General features: G+C 66.1%; 6 protein-coding genes. All 6 read left to right on the plus strand.

The annotated features are described in order from the left end of the window. Window positions 1–232 precede the first annotated feature (232 nt). Complete coding sequence (locus FBZ88_RS16660) at window positions 233–934, plus strand: response regulator transcription factor (protein ID WP_145618351.1); 702 nt, start codon at window positions 233–235, stop codon at window positions 932–934. Next, the gene (locus FBZ88_RS16665) at window positions 921–2321 is read left to right on the plus strand and encodes a sensor histidine kinase (protein WP_145618352.1); all 1401 of its coding nucleotides are present in this window, start codon (window positions 921–923) and stop codon (window positions 2319–2321) included. The genes FBZ88_RS16660 and FBZ88_RS16665 overlap by 14 nt, the downstream gene beginning before the upstream one ends. A gap of 201 nt (window positions 2322–2522) precedes the next feature. Further along, window positions 2523–5717: an efflux RND transporter permease subunit gene (locus tag FBZ88_RS16670; protein WP_145618353.1), complete on the plus strand. Its 3195-nt coding sequence runs from the start codon at window positions 2523–2525 to the stop codon at window positions 5715–5717. A 66-nt stretch (window positions 5718–5783) separates the two neighbouring features. Next, the gene (locus tag FBZ88_RS16675; protein ID WP_186464452.1) at window positions 5784–6992 is read left to right on the plus strand and encodes an efflux RND transporter periplasmic adaptor subunit; all 1209 of its coding nucleotides are present in this window, start codon (window positions 5784–5786) and stop codon (window positions 6990–6992) included. Window positions 6993–6997: 5 nt separating this feature from the next. Further along, window positions 6998–8467 carry an efflux transporter outer membrane subunit gene (locus tag FBZ88_RS16680; RefSeq protein WP_145618354.1) on the plus strand — a complete coding sequence of 490 codons (1470 nt, stop codon included), beginning with the start codon at window positions 6998–7000 and terminating at the stop codon, window positions 8465–8467. Window positions 8468–8984: 517 nt separating this feature from the next. Beyond that, window positions 8985–20309, plus strand: an 11325-nt coding sequence (locus FBZ88_RS16685) for a beta strand repeat-containing protein (RefSeq protein ID WP_211102696.1), incomplete at its 3' end; no start/stop codon positions are given.

The following is a 20309-nucleotide window of genomic DNA, read 5'->3' on the forward strand; positions in this document are numbered from 1 at the left end:
TCGCCAGAAAGCTGCTCACCATCCTCAATGCCATCATCCGGGATCAAAAGCCATGGGACCCCAAAACCGCTTGACCGCAAAGACAGTCGCTCGCTCCGCCCTGCGGTACTCGCTGCGGCGGGCGCAGTCGCGCCCCAAACGGCACGGGTCACGTCCCGTGCCGCTGGTATAATTCCCAAGACGGCGGGGACGCACTAGATTAGGGGGCAGGACCGTATTGGAACTGCCCCTGATGCCTTCCTCCGACACCATCGCCCACCTCCACCTGGTTGAAGACGAGCCCGACATGGCGCGGGAGATCGTCACCAGCCTGGAAGCCCGGGGGTATACCGTCAGCCATTCCGTCACCGCCGCCGCGGCGATGGAGGTGCTGCGCGCCGATCGCAGCGTGGCGGTGATCATCGCCGACCGCATGCTGCCCGGTGGCATGGACGGGCTGGACATGGTGCAGGAACTGCGGGACGAGGGCATCGCCACCCCCATCCTGGTCTTGAGCGCGCTGGGCTCGGTCGATGACCGGGTGCGCGGCCTGAACGCCGGCGGCGACGACTACCTGACCAAGCCCTTCGCCGTGGCGGAACTGGTGGCCCGCGTCGAGGCGCTGCGCCGTCGCCCGCCGGATACCCGCGCCACCACCCTGCGGGTGGGATCGCTGGAGATGGATTTGCTCAGCCGCACCGTGCGCCGGGGGGAGCGGGAGGTGCCGCTGCTGCCCCGGGAATTCAAACTGCTGGAGTACATGATGCGCCGGCCGGACCAGGTGATCACGCCGGCCATGCTGTTGACCGATGTCTGGAATTATCGCTTCGTGCCGCAGACCAACGTGGTCGATGTGCACATGGGCAAACTGAGGCACAAGATCGATGAAATGGGGGAGCTGCCTATGATCCATCGCGTGCGTGGCGCCGGGTTCATGCTCCGTGCGGCGGACTGAGCTGTTCCGCGCGGGCCCGTTCCGGCTGGCGCTGGGCTTCGCCACCGCCCTGTCGGTGGGCATGCTGCTGATCTTCGGCTTCATCTACTGGCAAACCAGTGAGGTGGAGACGCGGCGCATGCAGCGCGACCTGGTGCAGGAGGCGGCGGTGGCGGCGCAGACGCGCGACGACATCCTGCTGTATCAGCTGCAGGTCCGCATCATGTCGGACTATCACCGCGTCACCGTGGCCGCCTGGTTCGACGCCGACGGCAAGCGGCGCTACGGCAACCTGGACGCCCTGCCGCCGGGCCTGCCCATCGATGACAAGGGCCATCGCCTGGACATTCAGACCAACGACGCCCGCCAGCCCCAGCCGGCCATCCTGGCAGCGGCCAAGCGGTCGGACGGCGGCATCGTCGTGCTGGGCCGCGCCATGGATGAGCTGCTCGCCCTGCAACGGGTAGTGGCGCGCACGCTGATCGCCGGCCTGCTGCCCGCCGTGGCCTTGGTGCTGGCGTCCGGCGTCCTAGGTGGGGCGCGGGCCCGCCGCCGGGTGCAGACGGTGCAGCAGACCATAGGCCGCATCATGGGTGGCGACCTGCGCGAACGCCTGCCGCTGTCCGGCAACCGTGACGCGGTGGACCAGCTGTCCGCCCGGGTGAACCAGATGCTGGACCGCATCGTCCATCTGCTGGATGAGATCCGGGCGGTGGGTGACAATATAGCGCATGACCTGCGCACCCCCCTGTCGGTCATGCGCGCCAAGCTGGAGCGGGGGCTGGCCGCCGAGGAGCCGGAGGAACTGCGCCGGGGCGCGGAGGCGGCGCTGGCCGACCTGGACAAGGCGTTCGGCATGATTACGGCCCTGCTGCGCATCGCCGAGCTGGAGGACAGCCGCCGCCAGGCGGGCTTCACCACCGTGGATCTCGCGGAGGTGGCGGGCGAGGTCTTCGACCTCTACGAACCCTTGGCCGAAGCCAAGGGGGTGACCCTGGCGCAGGAGGCCGGGGGGCCTCTGTTCGTGACCGGCGACCGTGACCTGCTGATCGAGGCGGTGGCCAATCTGGTGGACAACGCCGTGAAGTTCACGCCGGAGGGCGGGCGCGTCCTCATCCGCACCCGCATGGGCGGTACCGGCGGGGAGGCTGTGCCGGTGGTGGAGGTGTCGGACACCGGGCCCGGGATTCCGGCGGCGGAGCGGGCGGCCGTGGTCCGCCGCCTGTACCGCCTGGATAAAAGCCGCCACATCCAGGGCAATGGCCTGGGCCTGTCGCTGGTGCAGGCCATCGCGGCCCTACATGGCTTCAAATTGGTGATCGATGGCAACGATTTGGGCGCCGTCATCGCGCTTATTTGCGGCGCAGCAGATGGCGAAGGGGTTGGAAACCCAGGCGTTTGGCCATAGGTTCGGCGCAATTTGTGGCGGTATTTTGCGGCGCAACCAAAAAAATTATTTAATCCCAATTCGTTGAGACGTCCCCTATTTCCCAAGGTGTTGGGTTCACGAACCCGCTCTCGAGGGATCACGAGACGTGTCGCACCGCATCATGAATGACCATTGCCGGCCCCGCGCCCATCGCCCCCGCCCCCAGCCGGGGGCGCCGTCATGATCGAAATCGTCAAGATCGCGCTGCGCCGGCCCTACACGTTCATCGTGATGGCCATCCTGATCCTCATCTTCGGCGTTTCGTCGGCCGTGAAGACGCCGACCGACATCTTCCCCAATATCGGCATTCCCGTCATCGCCGTGGTGTGGACCTACAACGGCCTGCAGCCCGACGACATGGCCGGACGCATCATCGGCTATTACGAACGTTCCCTGACCTCCACCGTGAACGATGTGGAGCATATCGAATCCCAATCGATGCAGGGCTTCGGCGTGGTGAAGGTGTTCTTCCAGCCCAACGTCAATATCAACGCCGCCCAGGCCCAGGTGGTGGCGATCTCGCAGACGGTGCTGAAGCAGATGCCGCCGGGCATCAACCCGCCGCAGGTCCTGACCTTCAACGCCGCCAGCGTGCCCATCCTGCAGCTGGCCGTGTCCAGCGACCATCTGTCGGAAACGCGGTTGAACGACATCGCGCAGAATTCCATCCGGCCGCAGCTGGTGACGGTGCCGGGTGCTGTGCTGCCCTCGGTCTATGGCGGCAAGGTGCGACAGGTGCAGATCGACCTGAACCAGCAGGCCCTGCACGCCTACGGCCTGTCGGCCACCGATGTGGCCGCCGCCCTGTCGGTGCAGAACCTGATCACCCCGGCCGGCACGCAGAAGATCGGCAAGCTGGAATACCCCGTCGACCTGAACGACTCCCCGATCGACATCAGCACATTCAACGACTTGCCGATCAAGACCGTGAACGGCGCCGTCGTCTATATGCGGGATGTCGCCAATGTCCACGACGGCAGCCCGCCCCAGACCAACGTGGTGCACGTGGACGGCAAGAAGGCGGTGCTGATGTCCGTGCTGAAGGCCGGCTCCGCTTCCACCCTCGACATCATCGCCGGCGTCTACAAGCGCCTGCCCGACGTCCGGAAGACCCTGCCCGACGGCGTGACCCTGACCCCCATCGGCGACCAGTCCATCTTCGTGAAGGACGCGGTCAGCGGCGTGATCCGCGAGGGTGTCATCGCCGCCGGCCTGACTGGCCTGCTGATCCTGCTGTTCCTGGGCAGCTGGCGGTCCACGCTCATCATCACCGTGTCCATTCCCCTGGCCATCCTGGCGTCCATCACCACCCTGTCCGTCCTGGGCGAGACCATCAATGTCATGACCCTGGGCGGGCTGGCGCTGGCGGTGGGCATCCTGGTGGACGATGCCACGGTGACCATCGAGAACATCAACTGGCACCTGGAACACGGCAAGCCCATCGAGACCGCCATCCTGGACGGCGCCAAGCAGATCGTGGTGCCGGCCACCGTGTCGCTGCTGTGCATCTGCATCGCCTTCGTGCCCATGTTCGGCCTGGGCGGTGTCGCCGGCTTCCTGTTCCGCCCCATGGCGGAGGCGGTGGTGTTCGCCCTGATGGCCTCGTACGTGCTGTCGCGCACCCTGGTGCCCACGCTGGCCAACTATCTGCTGCGCAACCAGGCCCACGCCGGCCACGGGCTGCACACCGATGTCCACGGTGCGCCCACGCGTAATCCCTTCGTGAAGTTCCAGCGCACCTTCGAACGCGGGTTCGAGGCGGTGCGGTCCACCTACCAGGGCCTGCTGCTGCTGGGCCTGCAGAACCGCCGCTGGATGATCGGCGGGTTCCTGGCCGTATCGCTGGGCACGTTCGGGCTGGCGCCCTTCCTGGGACAGAATTTCTTCCCCGCCGTCGACGGCGGCCAGATCAAGATCCACGTCCGCGGCCGCACCGGCCTGCGCATCGAGGAGATGAGCCGCCTTTGCGACCATGTCGGCGATGCCATCCGCCATGTGATCCCCTCCAAGGACCTGGGCGGGATGGTCGACAACATCGGCCTGCCGGTCAGCGGCATCAACATGGCCTACGGCAACAGCGGCACCATCGGGGTGGAAGATGCCGACATCCTGATCGCGCTGAACAAGGACCACGCGCCCACCGACGACTACGTGGACATCCTGCGCCACGACCTGCCGCGGCTGTTTCCCGGCACCACCTTCGCCTTCCTGCCGGCCGACATCACCACCCAGGTGCTGAACTTCGGCCTGCCGGCGCCGCTGGACGTGAAGATCGTCGGCAGCGACCTGGAGGCCAACCGCGTCTACACCAACAAGCTGTTGGCCAAGATTGCCCGCATTCCCGGCGTGGCCGACGCCCGGGTGGAACAGGCCTTCCAGCTGCCGTCGCTGAAGGTGGCGGTGAACCGGTCGCTGGCCGGCCTGGTCGGGCTCACCGAAAAGGACGCCGCGACCACCATGCTGGACACCCTGGCCGGCAGCACGCAAACGGCGCCGACCTTCTGGCTGAATCACAGGAACGGCATCTCCTATCCCGTGTCCATCCAGACGCCCCAGCGCGACATCGACACCATGGCCGGCCTGCAGACCATGCCGCTGACGCCGGCCGCTGCCGGCAAGTCCAGCCAGTTGCTGGGCGGCCTGGCGCAGATCAGCCGGGGGCGGCAGGACGCGGTGGTGACTCACTATAACGTGCGCCCGACCATCGACATCTACGCCACGCCCAAGGATCGCGACCTGGGCGCCATCGCCGCCGATGTGCAGAAGGCCGTGGACAGCATGGCGGCGGATCTGCCGCGGGCCAGCCACGTGGAGATCCAGGGCCAGGTCACCACCATGACCAGCGCCTACCACCAGCTGTTCATCGGCCTGGCCTTCGCCATCGTGCTGATCTATCTGCTGATCGTCGTGAACTTCCAATCCTGGATGGACCCGTTCGTCATTGTCATGGCCCTGCCCAGCGCGCTGGCCGGCATCATCTGGATGCTGTTCGGTACGGGCACCACACTGTCGGTGCCGGCGCTGACCGGGGCCATCATGTGCATGGGCGTGGCCACGGCCAACAGCATCCTGGTCATCAGCTTCGCCCGGGAACGGCTGGCCGCCGGCGTGGACGCCCTGACCGCCGCCATGGAGGCGGGGCACACCCGCTTCCGCCCCGTGCTGATGACGGCCCTGGCCATGGTCATCGGCATGGCGCCCATGGCCATCGAGCCGGGGCAGAACGCCCCCCTGGGCCGCGCGGTCATCGGTGGGCTGGTCTTCGCCACGCTGGCCACACTGTTCCTGGTGCCGGCGCTGTTCAGCCTGGTGCATGCCCGCGACCATGAGCGTGCCCGTGAGCCCGGCGGGCAGGCGGCGCCAGCCCCCGTTTGAGCCTTTTCCCGATCCCACCCCTTCCTTTGAGCCGCAGCCGCCGTCCCGGATAGGAGCGACCCGATCATGTCCACCGCCCAAATCACCACCCCCAATCCCCGCCGCCTGGCCTTGCTGGGGGGAATGGCGCTGCTTGCCGCCGGCGCCATCGTCGTCGTCGGTTTGACCGACCGTGCCCGTGCGACCCGCGACCTGGTTCAATGGAACGCCGACCAGGCCGTTCCCACCGTGGCGCTGGCGCCCGTCAGTCGCGGGGCGGCGCAGCAGACGCTGACCTTGCCGGGCACGCTGCAGGCCTATACCCAGGCGCCGATCTACGCCCGGGTGAGCGGTTACCTCAAAAGCTGGGACAAGGATATCGGCGCCAAGGTGAAGGCGGGCGACCTGCTGGGCACCATCGACACCCCCGACCTGGACCAGCAGCTGGAACAGGCCAAGGCCGACCTGGCCAAGGCCAAGGCGACCGCCGAGCTGGCGGACCTGACGGCCAAGCGCTGGGCGGCGCTGGTGGCCTCGCAGTCGGTGTCGCAGCAGGCGGCGGATGAGAAGGTGGGCGATAGCGCCGCCAAGCGGGCGGCGGTGGAAAGTGCCGCCGCCAACGTCCGCCGGCTGGAGGCATTGACGGCGTTCAAACGCATCGTGGCGCCCTTCGACGGCGTCGTCACCGCCCGCACGACCGACGTGGGCGCTCTGATCAATGCCGGCGGCGGGACCGGGCAGGAACTGTTCCAGGTGTCGGACCTGCACAGCATGCGCCTGTACGTGCAAATCCCGCAGGCCTTCGCCAGCCTGTTGACCCCGGGGGTCAAGGCCACCTTCGACCTGCCGCAGTATCCCGGCCGGCACTTCGACGCCACGCTGGTGACAACGGCCAACGCCGTCAGCCAGGCGTCGCGCACCATGCTGGTGGAACTTCAGGCCGACAACCCGGACGGTCTGCTGACGCCCGGCACCTTCGCCGAGGTGCATTTTCAGGTGCCCAGCAACGCCAACATGGTGAAGGTGCCGGCGACCGTCCTGGTCCCCAGCGACAAGGGGGCCGAGGTGGCCGTGCTGGGCCCCGATGGCAAGGCCCAGCTGAAGCCGGTGACCATCGGCCGCGACATGGGTGACAGCGTTGAGATCGTGGCGGGCCTGACCCCCACGGACAAGGTCATCGACAACCCGCCCGAGACATTGGTGTCGGGCGACGTGGTGCGCCTGGCCGGTGCGGGTGAGGGGGCGGGCAAGGTGGCGGAAGCGGCCACGGGCACTACGGCGAAGACGGACCGGTAACAGCCATGTCTTTCACGAAGTCTCTCATGGCCAGTGGCGCGCTGCTGGCGCTGGCGGGCTGTAACCTGGCGCCGGACTATCAGCCGCCCCACCTCGACCTGCCGCCCGCCTTCAAGGAGGCCGGCGGCGCCCCGTGGCAGCCGGCCCAGCCGGCGGACCAGCAGGCGCGCGGTCCCTGGTGGACGGCCTTCAACGATCCGGTGCTGAACGGCCTTGAGGACCGGATCGAAGCGGCCAACCCCACCCTGGCCGTGGCGCTGGCCCGCTATGACGAGGCGCGCGCGGATGCCGCCGCCGTTTCCGCCGGCCTGTTGCCGCGCGTGGACGGCACCGCCAGCATCAGCACCAACCGCCAGTCCAAGGACCGCCCCCTGCGCGGCGCCGGCCAGCGCAACGTCTACGGCGCCAACACCATCGGCGCCTCCGCGTCTTATGAACTGGACCTCTGGGGCAAGGTGCGCAACCAGGTGGCCGCCGGCCGAGCGGAAGCCCAGGCCAGCGCCGCCGACCTGGCCTCGGTACGGCTCGGGTTGCAGGCCGAGCTGGCCAGCGATTATTTCGCGCTGCGCGGCCTGGATGAACGCGCCCACATCCTGGCCGACACGGTCACGGCCTATGAGAAGCAGCTCAGCCTGACCCAGACCATGTTCCAGGGACGCATCGTGGCCGGGCTGGACGTGTCGCGGGCGGAAACCCAGCTGGACACCGCCCGGTCCCAGGTCTCGCAGGTGGCGTCGCAGCGGGCGCAGATGGAACACGCCATCGCGGCCCTGGTGGGCCTGGCGCCGGCGGAATTCACCCTGGCGCCCGTGCGGTGGACGCCGGCCCTGCCGGCCGTGCCCACGGGGCTGCCCTCCACCCTGCTGCAGCGCCGGCCGGACGTGGCGGCGGCGGAACGCGACGTGCTGGCCGCCAACGCCGGCATCGGCGTGGCCCGCGCCGCCTACTACCCCGACTTGTCGTTGCAGGCGGTGGGCGGCTTCCAGGACACGGGCTTCAACCTGCTGAAGCTGCCCATGGCCTTCTGGTCGGTGGGGCCCGGTGTCACCCTGCCGCTGTTCGAGGGCGGGCGGCTGGATGCCGGCCTGGCCAAGGCGGTGGCCCAGCATGACGAGGCCGCCGCCAAGTATCGCGAGACGGTGCTGAACGCCTTCCGCGAGGTGGAGGACAATTTGGCCGCCATCCGCTGGCTGGGGACGGCCGCCAAGGATGAGGACGCCGGCACCCTGGCGGCCCAGCGCACCCTGGACATGGCCACCAACCTCTACCGCGACGGCGCCGACAGCTACCTGGAGGTGGTGACGGCGCAGACCGCCCTGTTGGAGGCGCAGCAGAGCAGCCTGGATCTGCACACCCGCCAGGTGCAGGCCGACGTGGCCCTCATCCGGGCGCTGGGCGGGGGGTGGGACAAAAGCGCGCTCCCCTCCGATGACGAGTCCAGCACCCTGCCGGAGCGGGCGGCCAAGGCCCTCTGACACGGTTTCATGGTGTTCACTTGAAGGCCACCAGGCGCCCGACAGGTGCCTGGTGGCCTTACTCATTTGATATAGAAAGATAATCGGTCTACGAGGCAGCGTCCTGCGACAATCACGCGCGGCCGATATATGTCAAATCTGCAAATTGACGCACCTTGTGACGGGTTGTTGCTTGCAGTCTTGTCCGCACCATGGTTGATTGCTCCAGCAAACACAACCTTGGCAGGGGTTACGCTGTGTATTGCAACTGTCAAACACACCCCCGCCATGGCGGGGGGCCCCGGTGGTGGCAAGGTAGACACCGGCATTGGGCCCTGGCGGGGCATAAGGTGGAAACCGCACCTTCCTCCCTAGGCGTGACCGATGCCTGAGCGGACCTCGGTGGCCCTTTCTCGACCCATTTCCTGATCAGACCCCTCCGGTTCCGGCGACGCCCTTCCCTGACGGCGGCGAAGGCCCCTGGTTTGCCCAGGGGCTGGCCGGTACCCCGCCCATTGATCTCCCTATGGAGGAAGCCATGCCCGGTCCCTACGATTCCATCCCCGAGACCATTGCCAACAGCTATACGGCAAGCGATCAAACGACACCGTCGGTGGCGGTGCTGGCGGACGGCAGCTATGTGGTCAGTTGGGCATCGGCGGGGCAGGATGGCGACGGATCCGGCATTTACGCCCAGCACTTCGCGGGGGATGGGCAGAAGACCGGTGACGAGTTCCGGGTGAACACCGTCACCGCCGGGAACGAGGTCACCCCTTTCACCGTGGCGCTGCCGAACGGCGGCTATGAAGTCGTCTGGAACCAGGGCGGGACCATCGTCGCCCAACGCTACAACGCCGATGATATGCCGTCGGGCGGACAGACGACCCTCGGTACGGGCAATGGGCCGAAGGCGGCGGTGATGACGAACGGCAATCTGGTCGTCGTCTGGAATTACAACGGCGTGGCCTATGGCCGGATCTATAACGGCAGCGGTGCCGCCGTCGGCGGCCAAATGCAGGTGTCCAATAGCGTGGCGGCGCAGGATGGGCAGCGCATTGCCATCACGGCGCTGCCCAATGGCGGTTTCGCCACCAGCTGGGACGAAAATCTCAACAACGCCAGGGATGTCTTCTGGTGGCAGTTCGATGCCAGTGGCAATAGCGCTGGCGGACCTTATTTCCTCTTAGGCGGCCCGGCAGGAGGGAATCAGACCCAGGCGTCGATCGCCGCCTTAACGGGGGGCGACCGTGTCGTGGTCTTTGCCGACGACACGGCGCCGTGGGATGGCAGCGGCACCTACGACATCCTGCTGCGGCGCTACAATGCCGCCGGCACGCTGGTGGGCGGCACCGTTCGCATCGACACCTTCACTGCGGGCACCCAGCTGCAGCCACAGGTGACCGCCTTGCCCGACGGCGGCTATCTGGTGACCTGGGTTTCGAATGGCCAGGACGGCAGTGGCTACGGCGTCTACGGTCAGCGGTATGATTCCCGCGGTGTGGTGGTGGGGGGCCAGTTCCGCCTGAATGATGCGACGTCAGGCGACCAGCTTCAACCCAGCATCGCCGTGCGGGCGGACGGCACTGTGGTGGCGGCGTGGACCAGTCAAACCGCCGACGGCAACGACATTGTGACCAAGGTTCTGCCCGTGTCCCCGCTGACGGCGGGAAGCCGTGACACCATCCTTGGACTGCAGGGAGCCATCGCCGCTAAAGCCCTGGTCGACATCGGGCAGCAATACGCGGCCGCCTATCAGTTCCAGGACATGAACGCCGACCCGGCCAGCGGCTATTTCACCCTGAACGGCGTGGTTCAGGCGGCGGGCAGCGTGATCACTGTGACCGCCGCGCAGTTGAGCGGCCTGCGCTTCGTGGCTGGAACCGGCCAGGGTGACCACACCATCGCCGTGCGGATCAGCGATGGGACGAATCTGAGCGATTGGGCATACAGCACGGTGACGGTCACGGCGGCATCCGGGAACTATACGCCGGGCCCTGAAAGCGTGGTCAACAGCTATACGGATGGGGACCAGACGGCACCGTCGGTGACCTTCCTGGCGAACGGCAGCTACGTGGTGACCTGGACGTCGGCGGGCCAGGACGGTGATGGCGCCGGCATCTACGGCCAGCGTTTCGCCGCTGACGGCCAGAAACTGGGTGATGAGTTCCGCGTGAATACGGTGACGGCGGGGGCGCAGAGCAAGCCGGTGGTGGTGGGGCTGGCCGATGGCGGATTCCAGATCATCTGGCAGCAGTCGGGAGGGGCCCTTGGCGGTCAGCGATACGATGCCAACGGCAACGCCATGGGCAACCAGATCACCATGGGCGGCATGCTGAACAGCGTGGACGTGGCCGCGACCCTGCTGACGAACGGCAACGTGGTGGTGTCGTGGAGCAATGGTGGCTTGGTGTATGGCCAGGTGTTCAACGACAACGGCATGGCCGTCACCGGCGCGAACGTCCTGTACAGCACCCTGGCGTCGGCGGACGTGGAGCGGTCGTCGGTCACAGCCTTGGCCAACGGCGGTTTCGTCGCCGCCCTGGATATCGCCAACGGCGCCGCGAACCGGGATATCTTCCTTCAGAGGTTCGACGGCAGTGGCAACGCGGTGGGCGGCTACATTTACCTGATGGGTGGTCCGGGTCCCGGCAACCAGTTGCAGGCCTCGCTCGCCGGTCTCACGGATGGCGGCTATGTGGTGGCGTTCATCGACGACACGGCGCCGTGGGATGGCACCGGCACCTACGACATCTTGCTGCGGCGCTACAATGCTTCAGGCACCTTGGTCGGTGGTACGGTGCGCGTCGATTCCGTTACGACGGATACCCAGCTCCAGCCCAAGGTGGTGGCCATGCCGGACGGCGGCTACCTGGTCACCTGGGCGTCGAACAACGAGGATGGCAGCGGCTACGGCGTGTACGCCCAGCGCTATGATGCCAACGGCACGCGGATCGGGGGTGAGTTCCGTCTGAACGACACGACCGACGGCAACCAGTACCAGGCCAACCTGGACGTGCGGGCGGACGGCAGCGTGGTGGTCGTGTGGGCCAGCCAGACTGCCACCGGCTATGACATCATGACCAAGACCCTGGCCGCCACGCCCCCGGCGGCGGGTGGGCGCACGCTGCTCCTCGGCATGCAGCAGTCCGTGGCGGCCCGGGCGTTGATCGACATGGGTGCGCAGTATGCCTCGGTCTATCAGTTCCAGGACATGAGCGCCGATCCGGCCGGCGGTTATTTCACCCTGAACGGCGTGGTTCAGGCGGCGGGCAGCGTGATCACCGTGACCGCCGCGCAGTTGAGGGGCCTGCGCTTCGTGGCTGGAACCGGCCAGGGCGACAACACCGTCGCCGTGCGGATCGGTGATGGAAAGGACTATAGCGGCTGGGCGTACAGCACGGTGACGGTTACGGCCGACGTGAGGAACTACACGCCGGGCCCGGAAAGCGTGGTCAACAGCTATACGGATGGGGACCAGACGACGCCGTCGGTGACCTTCCTGACGGACGGCAGCTACGTGGTGACCTGGACGTCGGCGGGCCAGGACGGTGATGGCGCCGGCATCTACGGCCAGCGTTTCGCCGCTGACGGCCAGAAACTGGGTGATGAGTTCCGGGTGAATCTGCTGACCGCGGGGGCACAGGGCAAGCCGGTGGTCGTGGGGCTGGCCGATGGCGGGTTCCAGATCATCTGGCAACAGACGGGCGGGGCCCTCGCCGGCCGGCGCTATGATTCGAACGGCAACGCCGTGGGCGATCCCATTACCATGGGCGGCATGCTGAACAGTGTGGACGTGGCCGCGACCCTGCTGACGAACGGCAACGTGGTGGTGACGTGGAGCAGCGGCGGCCTTACCTATGGGCAACTGTTCAATGACAATGGCATGGCCCTCACCGGCGCGTTCCGGGTGGATGGTGTCCTGCCGTCGGCGGATGTGGAGCACACGTCGGTCACGCCGCTGGCCAACGGCACCTTCATCGTTGCCTATGACTTCGTCAACGGTGCTGCCGGCCGAGATATCTTCCTCCAGAAGTTCGATGCCAGCGGTACTGGCTTGGGCGACTACATTTACCTGATGGGTGGTCCGGGTCCCGGCAACCAGCTGCAGGCCTCGCTCGCCGGCCTCACGGATGGCGGCTATGTGGTGGCGTTCATCGACGACACGGCGCCGTGGGATGGCACCGGCACCTACGACATCTTGCTGCGGCGCTACAATGCTTCAGGCACCTTGGTCGGTGGTACGGTGCGCGTCGATTCCGTTACGACGGATACCCAGCTCCAGCCCAAGGTGGTGGCCATGCCGGACGGCGGCTACCTGGTCACCTGGGCGTCGAACAACGAGGATGGCAGCGGCTACGGCGTGTACGCCCAGCGCTATGATGCCAACGGCACGCGGATCGGAGGTGAGTTCCGCCTGAACGACACGACCGACGGCAACCAGTACCAGGCCAACCTGGACGTGCGGGCGGACGGCAGCGTGGTGGTCGTGTGGGCCAGCCAGACCGCTACCGGCTATGACATCATGACCAAGACCCTGGCCGCCGCGCCCCCGGCGGCGGATGCGCGCACGCTGCTGGTACGCGCACAGGGAACCTTGGCGCCCAAGGCCTTGGTCTACAATTGGAACCAGGCGGTAGTCGCCTACCAGTTCCAGGAGATCAAGCCCGGGGGGGGATACTTCACGGTGGACGGTGACGCCGAGGCCACCGGTGATATCATCACCTTGACCCCGGACCAGTTGACCCGCCTGCGCTTCGTCGGCAGCAATACCGCCGCCACCGATGTCGTCATGGTGCGGGTCAGCGATGGCGCGACCTGGAGCGAATGGCAGCCGACGATCATCAACACGGTCGTTCCGGCGCCGGCCAGCGCCACCGGAACGGAAGTGATCGCCAACACCTACATGGATGGGGACCAGACGTGGCCGACCGTGACCGTCCTGAAGGACGGCACTTACGTGGTGACCTGGACGTCGGCGGGCCAGGACGGCGATGGCGATGCCGGCGGTATCTACGCCCAGCTTTTCACGGCCACGGGGCAAAAGATCGGGGATGAGTTCCGCGTGACCCTGCTGACGGGCGGCACGCAGAGCAAGCCGGCGGTCGTGGGCTTGGCCGATGGCGGGTTCCAGGTGATCTGGCAGCAGGCAGGGGGACCCCTTGCCGGTCGGCGCTATGATTCCAACGGCAACGCCGTGGGCGATCCCATCACCATGGGCGGCATGCTGAACAGCATCGACGTCAGCGCGACCTTGCTGACGAACGACAACGTGGTGGTGACGTGGAGCAGCGGCGGCCTTACCTATGGGCAACTGTTCAACGACAACGGCATGGCCCTCACCGGCGCGTTCCGGGTGGATGGTGTCCTGGCGTCGTCGGATGTGGAGCACACGTCGGTCACGCCGCTGGCCAACGGCACCTTCATCGTTGCCTATGACTTCGTCAACGGTGCTGCCGGCCGCGATATCTTCCTCCAGAAGTTCGATGCCAGCGGCACTGGCTCCGGCAATTCCATTTATCTGTTGGGCGGCCCGGGGTCGGGCAGCCAACTGCAGGCTTCGCTCGCCGGTCTCACGGACGGCGGCTATGTGGTGGCCTTTGTCGACAGTACCGCGTCCTGGGATTCGGCCGCCGGCACCTATGACATCCTGCTGCGGCGTTACAACGCGGCCGGCACCTTGATGGGCAGCACCGTCAGGGTGAACACCTATACCGCGGGCAACCAGACCCAGCCCAAGGCGGTGGCCTTGCCGGATGGTGGTTACCTGGTCACTTGGGCGTCGAACAACGAGGATGGCAGCGGCTATGGCGTGTACGCCCAGCGCTTCGACGCCAGCGGCGCCAAGGCCGGGGGCGAATTCCGCCTGAACGACACGACGGATGGCAACCAATACCAGGCGTCCGTGGTCGTGCAGGCGGATGGCGGCCTGATGGCGGTGTGGGCCAGCCAGACAGCCACTGGATACGATATCGTCACCAAGCTGTTGCCCAGCACCGGCCCGGCCTTGCCTTACTACGCGCCGCTGCGGGGGACTGACGGCCCGGATCTGCTGACGGGATCCGATGAACGGAACACCATTTCTGGATATGGCGGTAACGATACGCTGACAGGTGGCGCCAGCGACGATGTCATCTCCGGCGGGGCCGGCGACGACATTCTCGCCGGCATGGGTGGCGATGACACCCTCTCCGGCGGCACGGGCAACGATACGTTGGATGGCGGAACCGGCGTCGACTACATGGTGGGCGGTATCGGCGATGACCTTTACCTGGTGGATAACGCCGGTGACGTGGTGCTTGAGAACCCTGGCGAGGGCACGGACGAGGTGCGGACCACGGCGGCCAGCTACACCCTCAGTGCCAATGTGGAGAAGCTGACCTTCGTCGGTACGGGCAACTTCACCGGTACGGGTAACGCCCAGGCCAACGTGATCACCGGTGGCGCCGGCAACGATCTGCTGGTCGGCGGGGCCGGCGATGACACACTGGCCGGCGGGGCGGGGATCGATACCCTGGTCGGTGGCGCCGGCAATGACCTTTTCCTGGTGGACAACGTCGCCGACGTGGTGACGGAGAACGCCGGCGAAGGCAATGACGAGGTGCGGGCCACGGCGGCCAGCTACGCCTTGAGCGCCAACATCGAAACATTGACCTTCGTCGGCACGGGCGACTTCACCGGCACAGGCAACGCGCAGAACAACCTCATCACCGGCGGCGCCGGGAACGATGTGCTCAGCGGTGCCGGTGGTGATGACACCCTGGTCGGCAATGGCGGTGCCGATACTATGCTGGGGGGGACCGGCAACGACACCTATGTGGTGGACAGCGTCACCGACGTGATTGCCGAGAACGCGGGCGAGGGGACGGACGGTATCCGCACCACGCTTGCCACCTACACGCTGGGCGCCAATTTCGAGAACCTGACCTATACCGGCACGAACGCCTTCAGCGGTTTCGGCAACAGCCTGAATAATACGATCATCGGTGGCATAGGCGATGATGTGTTGGATGGCGCGGCGGGGGCGGACGCGTTGATCGGTGGCGCCGGTAACGATCTCTACGTCGTGGACAACGCGGGCGACGTGGTCACCGAGAATCCCGGTGAAGGCCTGGACGAGGTGCGAACCACGCTGGCGGCGTATACCCTGACCCCCAATGTCGAGAACCTGACGTTCACCGGTAGCGGCAATTTCACCGGGACGGGCAATGCGCTGGGCAATCTGATCACCGGTGGGACCGGCAACGACCAATTGATCGGTGGGACTGGCGCGGACACGTTGATCGGCGGTATGGGCGACGACACCTATGGGGTTGATGACACCGGCGACGTCGTACAGGAGAACGCGGGCGAGGGCACAGACACCATCCTCACCACGCTGACCGGCTATACCCTGGGCGCCAACTTCGAGAACCTGACCTATACCGGTACGGCGGCCTTCGCCGGCACCGGTAATGGCTTGGGCAATCTGATCAAGGGTGGCGCCGGTGGTGATCAGCTGGATGGCGCCGCCGGGGCCGACACGTTGATTGGTGGGGCCGGCAACGACACCTATTGGGTGGATGACGCCGGCGATGTGGTGACGGAGAACGCCGCCGCCGGCACCGATGAAGTGCGGACCACGCTTAACGCCTACACCCTGGGCGCCAATGTGGAGAACCTTACCTATATCGGCACGGAAGCCTTCACCGGTATCGGCAACGAACTGGCCAACGTAATCACGGGCGGTGCCGGGGACGACATGCTGATCGGCGGTGCCGGCAATGACATCTTCCGCGTCAACAGTGCCAATGACGTGGTGGTGGAGAATGCGGGCGAGGGCACTGACGAGGTCCAGGCCACGTCGGCCAGCTACACGCTCGGCGCCAACATCGAAAAGTTGACCTACACGGGCAGCGGCACTTTCTATGGCGTGGGCAATAACTTGGCCAACACGCTCACCGGTGGCGCCGGCAGCGACACGCTGGATGGTGGCGCCGGCGCCGACACGTTGATCGGCGGCGCCGGCGACGACGTCTACATCGTGGACAACGCCGGTGATGTGGTGACGGAGGGGAGCAACGCCGGCACGGACGAAGTGCGGACCTCGCTCAATGCCTATGCGCTGGACGCCAATATGGAGAACCTGACGTTCACCGGCACGGGGAACTTCGTCGGCACTGGTAATAACACGCGGCTGAACGTTATCACTGGCGGCGCCGGTGACGATACGCTGGACGGCGGCACGGGTGCTGACACCCTTATCGGTGGCGTTGGCAATGATGTTTACATCGCTGACAACGGCGCCGATGTGGTGATCGAAAACCCGGATGAGGGTGTCGATTTGGTGAAGGTGTCGGCGGCGGGCTACACCTTGGGCGCTAACATCGAAAATATGACCTACACCGGCACAGCGGGTTTCCTGGGCAACGGCAACGAGCTCGATAATGTCATCATCGGTGGCGCCGGCAACGACACGATAGATGGTAAGGCGGGCAACGACATCCTGATCGGCGGTGCCGGCAACGAAATCTATTACGTCGATAGCGTCAACGACGTGATCGTGGAAAATGCGAACGAGGGCACGGACTTGGTGCGTGCCACGTCGGCCAGCTACACCCTTAGCGCCAATATTGAGAACTTGACCTTCTGGGGCACCGGAAACTTCAGGGGTGTCGGCAATGATCTGGCCAATACCCTGACAGGCGGGGCCGGTGATGACGTGCTGGACGGCGGCCTGGGAGCTGACACGCTGAACGGTGGGGCCGGCAATGACACCTATTACATCGATAATGTCGGTGACGTGATTGGCGAGGGGGCCAATGGTGGCACGGACGAGGTGCGAACCACGCTCAACACATACTCGATGCTCGTCAATCTCAATCTTGAGAACCTGGCTTTCCTCGGTACCGGCAACTTTGCCGGCACGGGCAACAACGTGGGCAATAGCCTGACCGGTGGGGCGGGGGACGACACGCTGGATGGTGGCGCGGGGGCCGACACGCTGGTCGGCGGCGCCGGCAACGACACCTACATCGTCGACAATGCCGGCGACCTGGTGGTCGAGGCGGCTGGGGCCGGCGTGGATTTGGTCAAGACGTCGGTGGCGACCTATGCGCTGACCGCTGATGTCGACAACCTGACCTATACCGGCACCCTGGCCTTCACCGGCACCGGCAACGCCCTGGGGAATGTCATCACCAGCGGTGCCGGCAACGACACGCTGAATGGCGGGGCGGGGGCCGACACCCTGGTCGGTGGCGCCGGTAACGATGTCTATTTCGTGGACAGCCTCAACGACGTGGTGGTGGAGAACGCGGGCGAGGGTGCCGACGAGGTGCGGTCCTCGGTGGCCGGTTACGTGCTGAGCGCCAATATCGAGAAGCTGACCTATGTCGGCGCTGATGCCTTCACCGGTATGGGCAACGACGCCGCCAACGTCCTCACCGGCGGTGCTGGCAATGACGTGCTGAACGGTGCCGGCGGCAACGATACGCTGAACGGCGGTGCGGGGGAAGATACCCTGATTGGCGGCACCGGCGACGATATCTTCCAGGTGGACAGCGCCAATGATGTGGTGGTGGAGAACCCGGGCGAGGGCGCCGATGAGGTTCAGGCCACCTCGGCCAGCTACACGCTGAGCGCCAATGTCGAGAAGCTGACCTACACGGGCAGTGGCAATTTCTCCGGTGTCGGCAACGCCCTGACCAACACCGTCACCGGCGGCGGGGGTAATGACACGTTGGATGGCGGTGCCGGGGTGGACACCCTGATCGGTGGCCTGGGCAACGACATCTACCTGGTGGATGATGCCAATGATGTGGTGACGGAGACGGGCGCCGGCACGGATGAGGTGTGGGCCACTGCCCCCAGTTACATCCTGAGCGCCAACGTGGAAAACCTGCGCTACGTCGGCACCGGCAATTTCTATGGCACCGGCAACACTCTCAGCAATCTGCTGGTTGGCGGCGGTGGCAACGACACACTGGACGGTGGTGCTGCCGCCGACACGATGATCGGTGGTGCGGGCAACGACGTCTATGTCGTGAGCACCGCCCTCGACGTGGTCATCGAGAATGCGGGCGAGGGCACGGATGAGATCCAGACCGGCCTGGCGAACTACACGCTAACCAGCGCCAATGTGGAGAACGTGACCTACACCGGTGGCGCGGGGACAGCGGGCTTCACCGTCATCGGCAACGAGTTGAACAACGTGCTCAGGGGCAATGCCGCGGTTGCCAATAGCATCACGGGCGGGGCCGGCGACGACACGATGATCGGTGGCTCGGGCAACGACACCTATTTCGCCGATAGCGCCAACGATGTGGTGGTGGAGGCGGCCGGGGGCGGCACGGATGAGGTGAAGGTCACTGCGTCCAGCTACACGCTGGGTGCCAATGTCGAGAACCTGACCTACACGGGCAGCGGCAATTTCTATGGTGTCGGCAACGATCTGGCCAACAGCCTGATTGGTGCCACCGGCAATGACACGCTGGATGGTGGCGCCGGCGCCGACACCATGGGGGCGGGCACAGGTGACGACGTCTATTATGTCGATGATCTGGGTGACGTGGTGAAGGAGAATTCGGGTGGCGGTACGGATGAAATCCGGACTTGGCTGACGAATTACACCCTGGTTTCGGCCAACGTCGAGAACCTGACCTTCATCGGCACGGGCAATTTCTCCGGCACGGGCAGCATCCTGAACAATCAACTGACCGGCGGGATGGGGGACGACACGCTGGATGGCGCCGCCGGTGTCGACACCTTGATCGGCGGCGCGGGGAACGACACCTATGTGGTGGACAACGCCGGTGACGTGGTGCGGGAAAATGCGGGCGCCGGCACCGACACGGTGCGGACTACATTGGCCACCTACACGCTGGGCGCCAATGTGGAGAACCTGACCTACACGGGCACGGTGGCCTTCACCGGCACGGGCAATGAGCTGAACAACGTCATCACGGGTGGGGCCGCCAATGACTCGCTGACGGGCGGTGCCGGCGACGATACCCTGGACGGTGGCAGTGGCAATGACACGTTGGTGGGGGGCACGGGCAACGACGTTTACCTGGTGGATAGTGCCACCGACGTGGTGACGGAGGCGGTCGGCGCCGGGACGGATGAGGCTCGCACGACGCTGGCGAGCTACACGCTGGGCGCCAATGTGGAGAACTTGACCTATACGGGCAGCGGCAGCTTCACCGGCAGGGGCAACGCGCTGGCCAACGTCATCACCGGTGGTGCCGGGGCCGATGTGCTGGATGGCGGGACTGGGGCGGACACGCTGGTCGGCGGCGGCGGCAACGACACCTATCTGGTAGATGACGCCGGTGACGTGGTGACGGAGGCAGCCGGCGCTGGCGTCGACACGGTGCAGACGACGCTGGCGAGCTATACGCTGGGCGGCAACGTCGAGAACCTGACCTACACGGGCAGCGCGGCCTTCACCGGCACGGGTAATGCCTTGGCCAACGTGATCACCGGTGGCGCCGGGAATGACGTGCTGGATGGTGGTACCGGGGCGGATACGCTGGTCGGCGGTGCCGGCAACGACACCTATCTGGTGGATGACGCCGGCGACGTGGTGATGGAAGCGGCTGGGGCTGGTGTCGATACCGTGCAGACGACGCTGGTGAGTTACACGCTGGGCAGCAACGTCGAGAACCTGACCTACACAGGCACCGGTGCCTTCACCGGCACGGGCAATGCCTTGGCCAACATCATCACCGGCGGCGCTGGTGATGACGTGCTGGATGGCGGTACCGGGGCAGACACGCTGGTCGGCGGCGGCGGCAACGACACCTATCTGGTGGATGACGCCGGCGACGTGGTGATGGAAGCGGCCGGCGCCGGCGTCGACACCGTGCAGACGACGCTGGTGAGT

This window comes from Nitrospirillum bahiense (assembly GCF_007828025.1).
GTDB classification, from domain to species: Bacteria; Pseudomonadota; Alphaproteobacteria; order Azospirillales; family Azospirillaceae; genus Nitrospirillum; species Nitrospirillum amazonense.

Excerpts from the sequence above, each read along its gene's own strand:
- FBZ88_RS16675 (WP_186464452.1), top strand. The coding sequence starts at position 5,784 with ATGTCCACCGCCCAAATCACCACCCCCAATCCCCGCCGCCTGGCCTTG.
- FBZ88_RS16680 (WP_145618354.1), top strand. The coding sequence starts at position 6,998 with ATGTCTTTCACGAAGTCTCTCATGGCCAGTGGCGCGCTGCTGGCGCTG.
- FBZ88_RS16660 (WP_145618351.1), top strand. The coding sequence starts at position 233 with ATGCCTTCCTCCGACACCATCGCCCACCTCCACCTGGTTGAAGACGAG.
- FBZ88_RS16670 (WP_145618353.1), top strand. The coding sequence starts at position 2,523 with ATGATCGAAATCGTCAAGATCGCGCTGCGCCGGCCCTACACGTTCATC.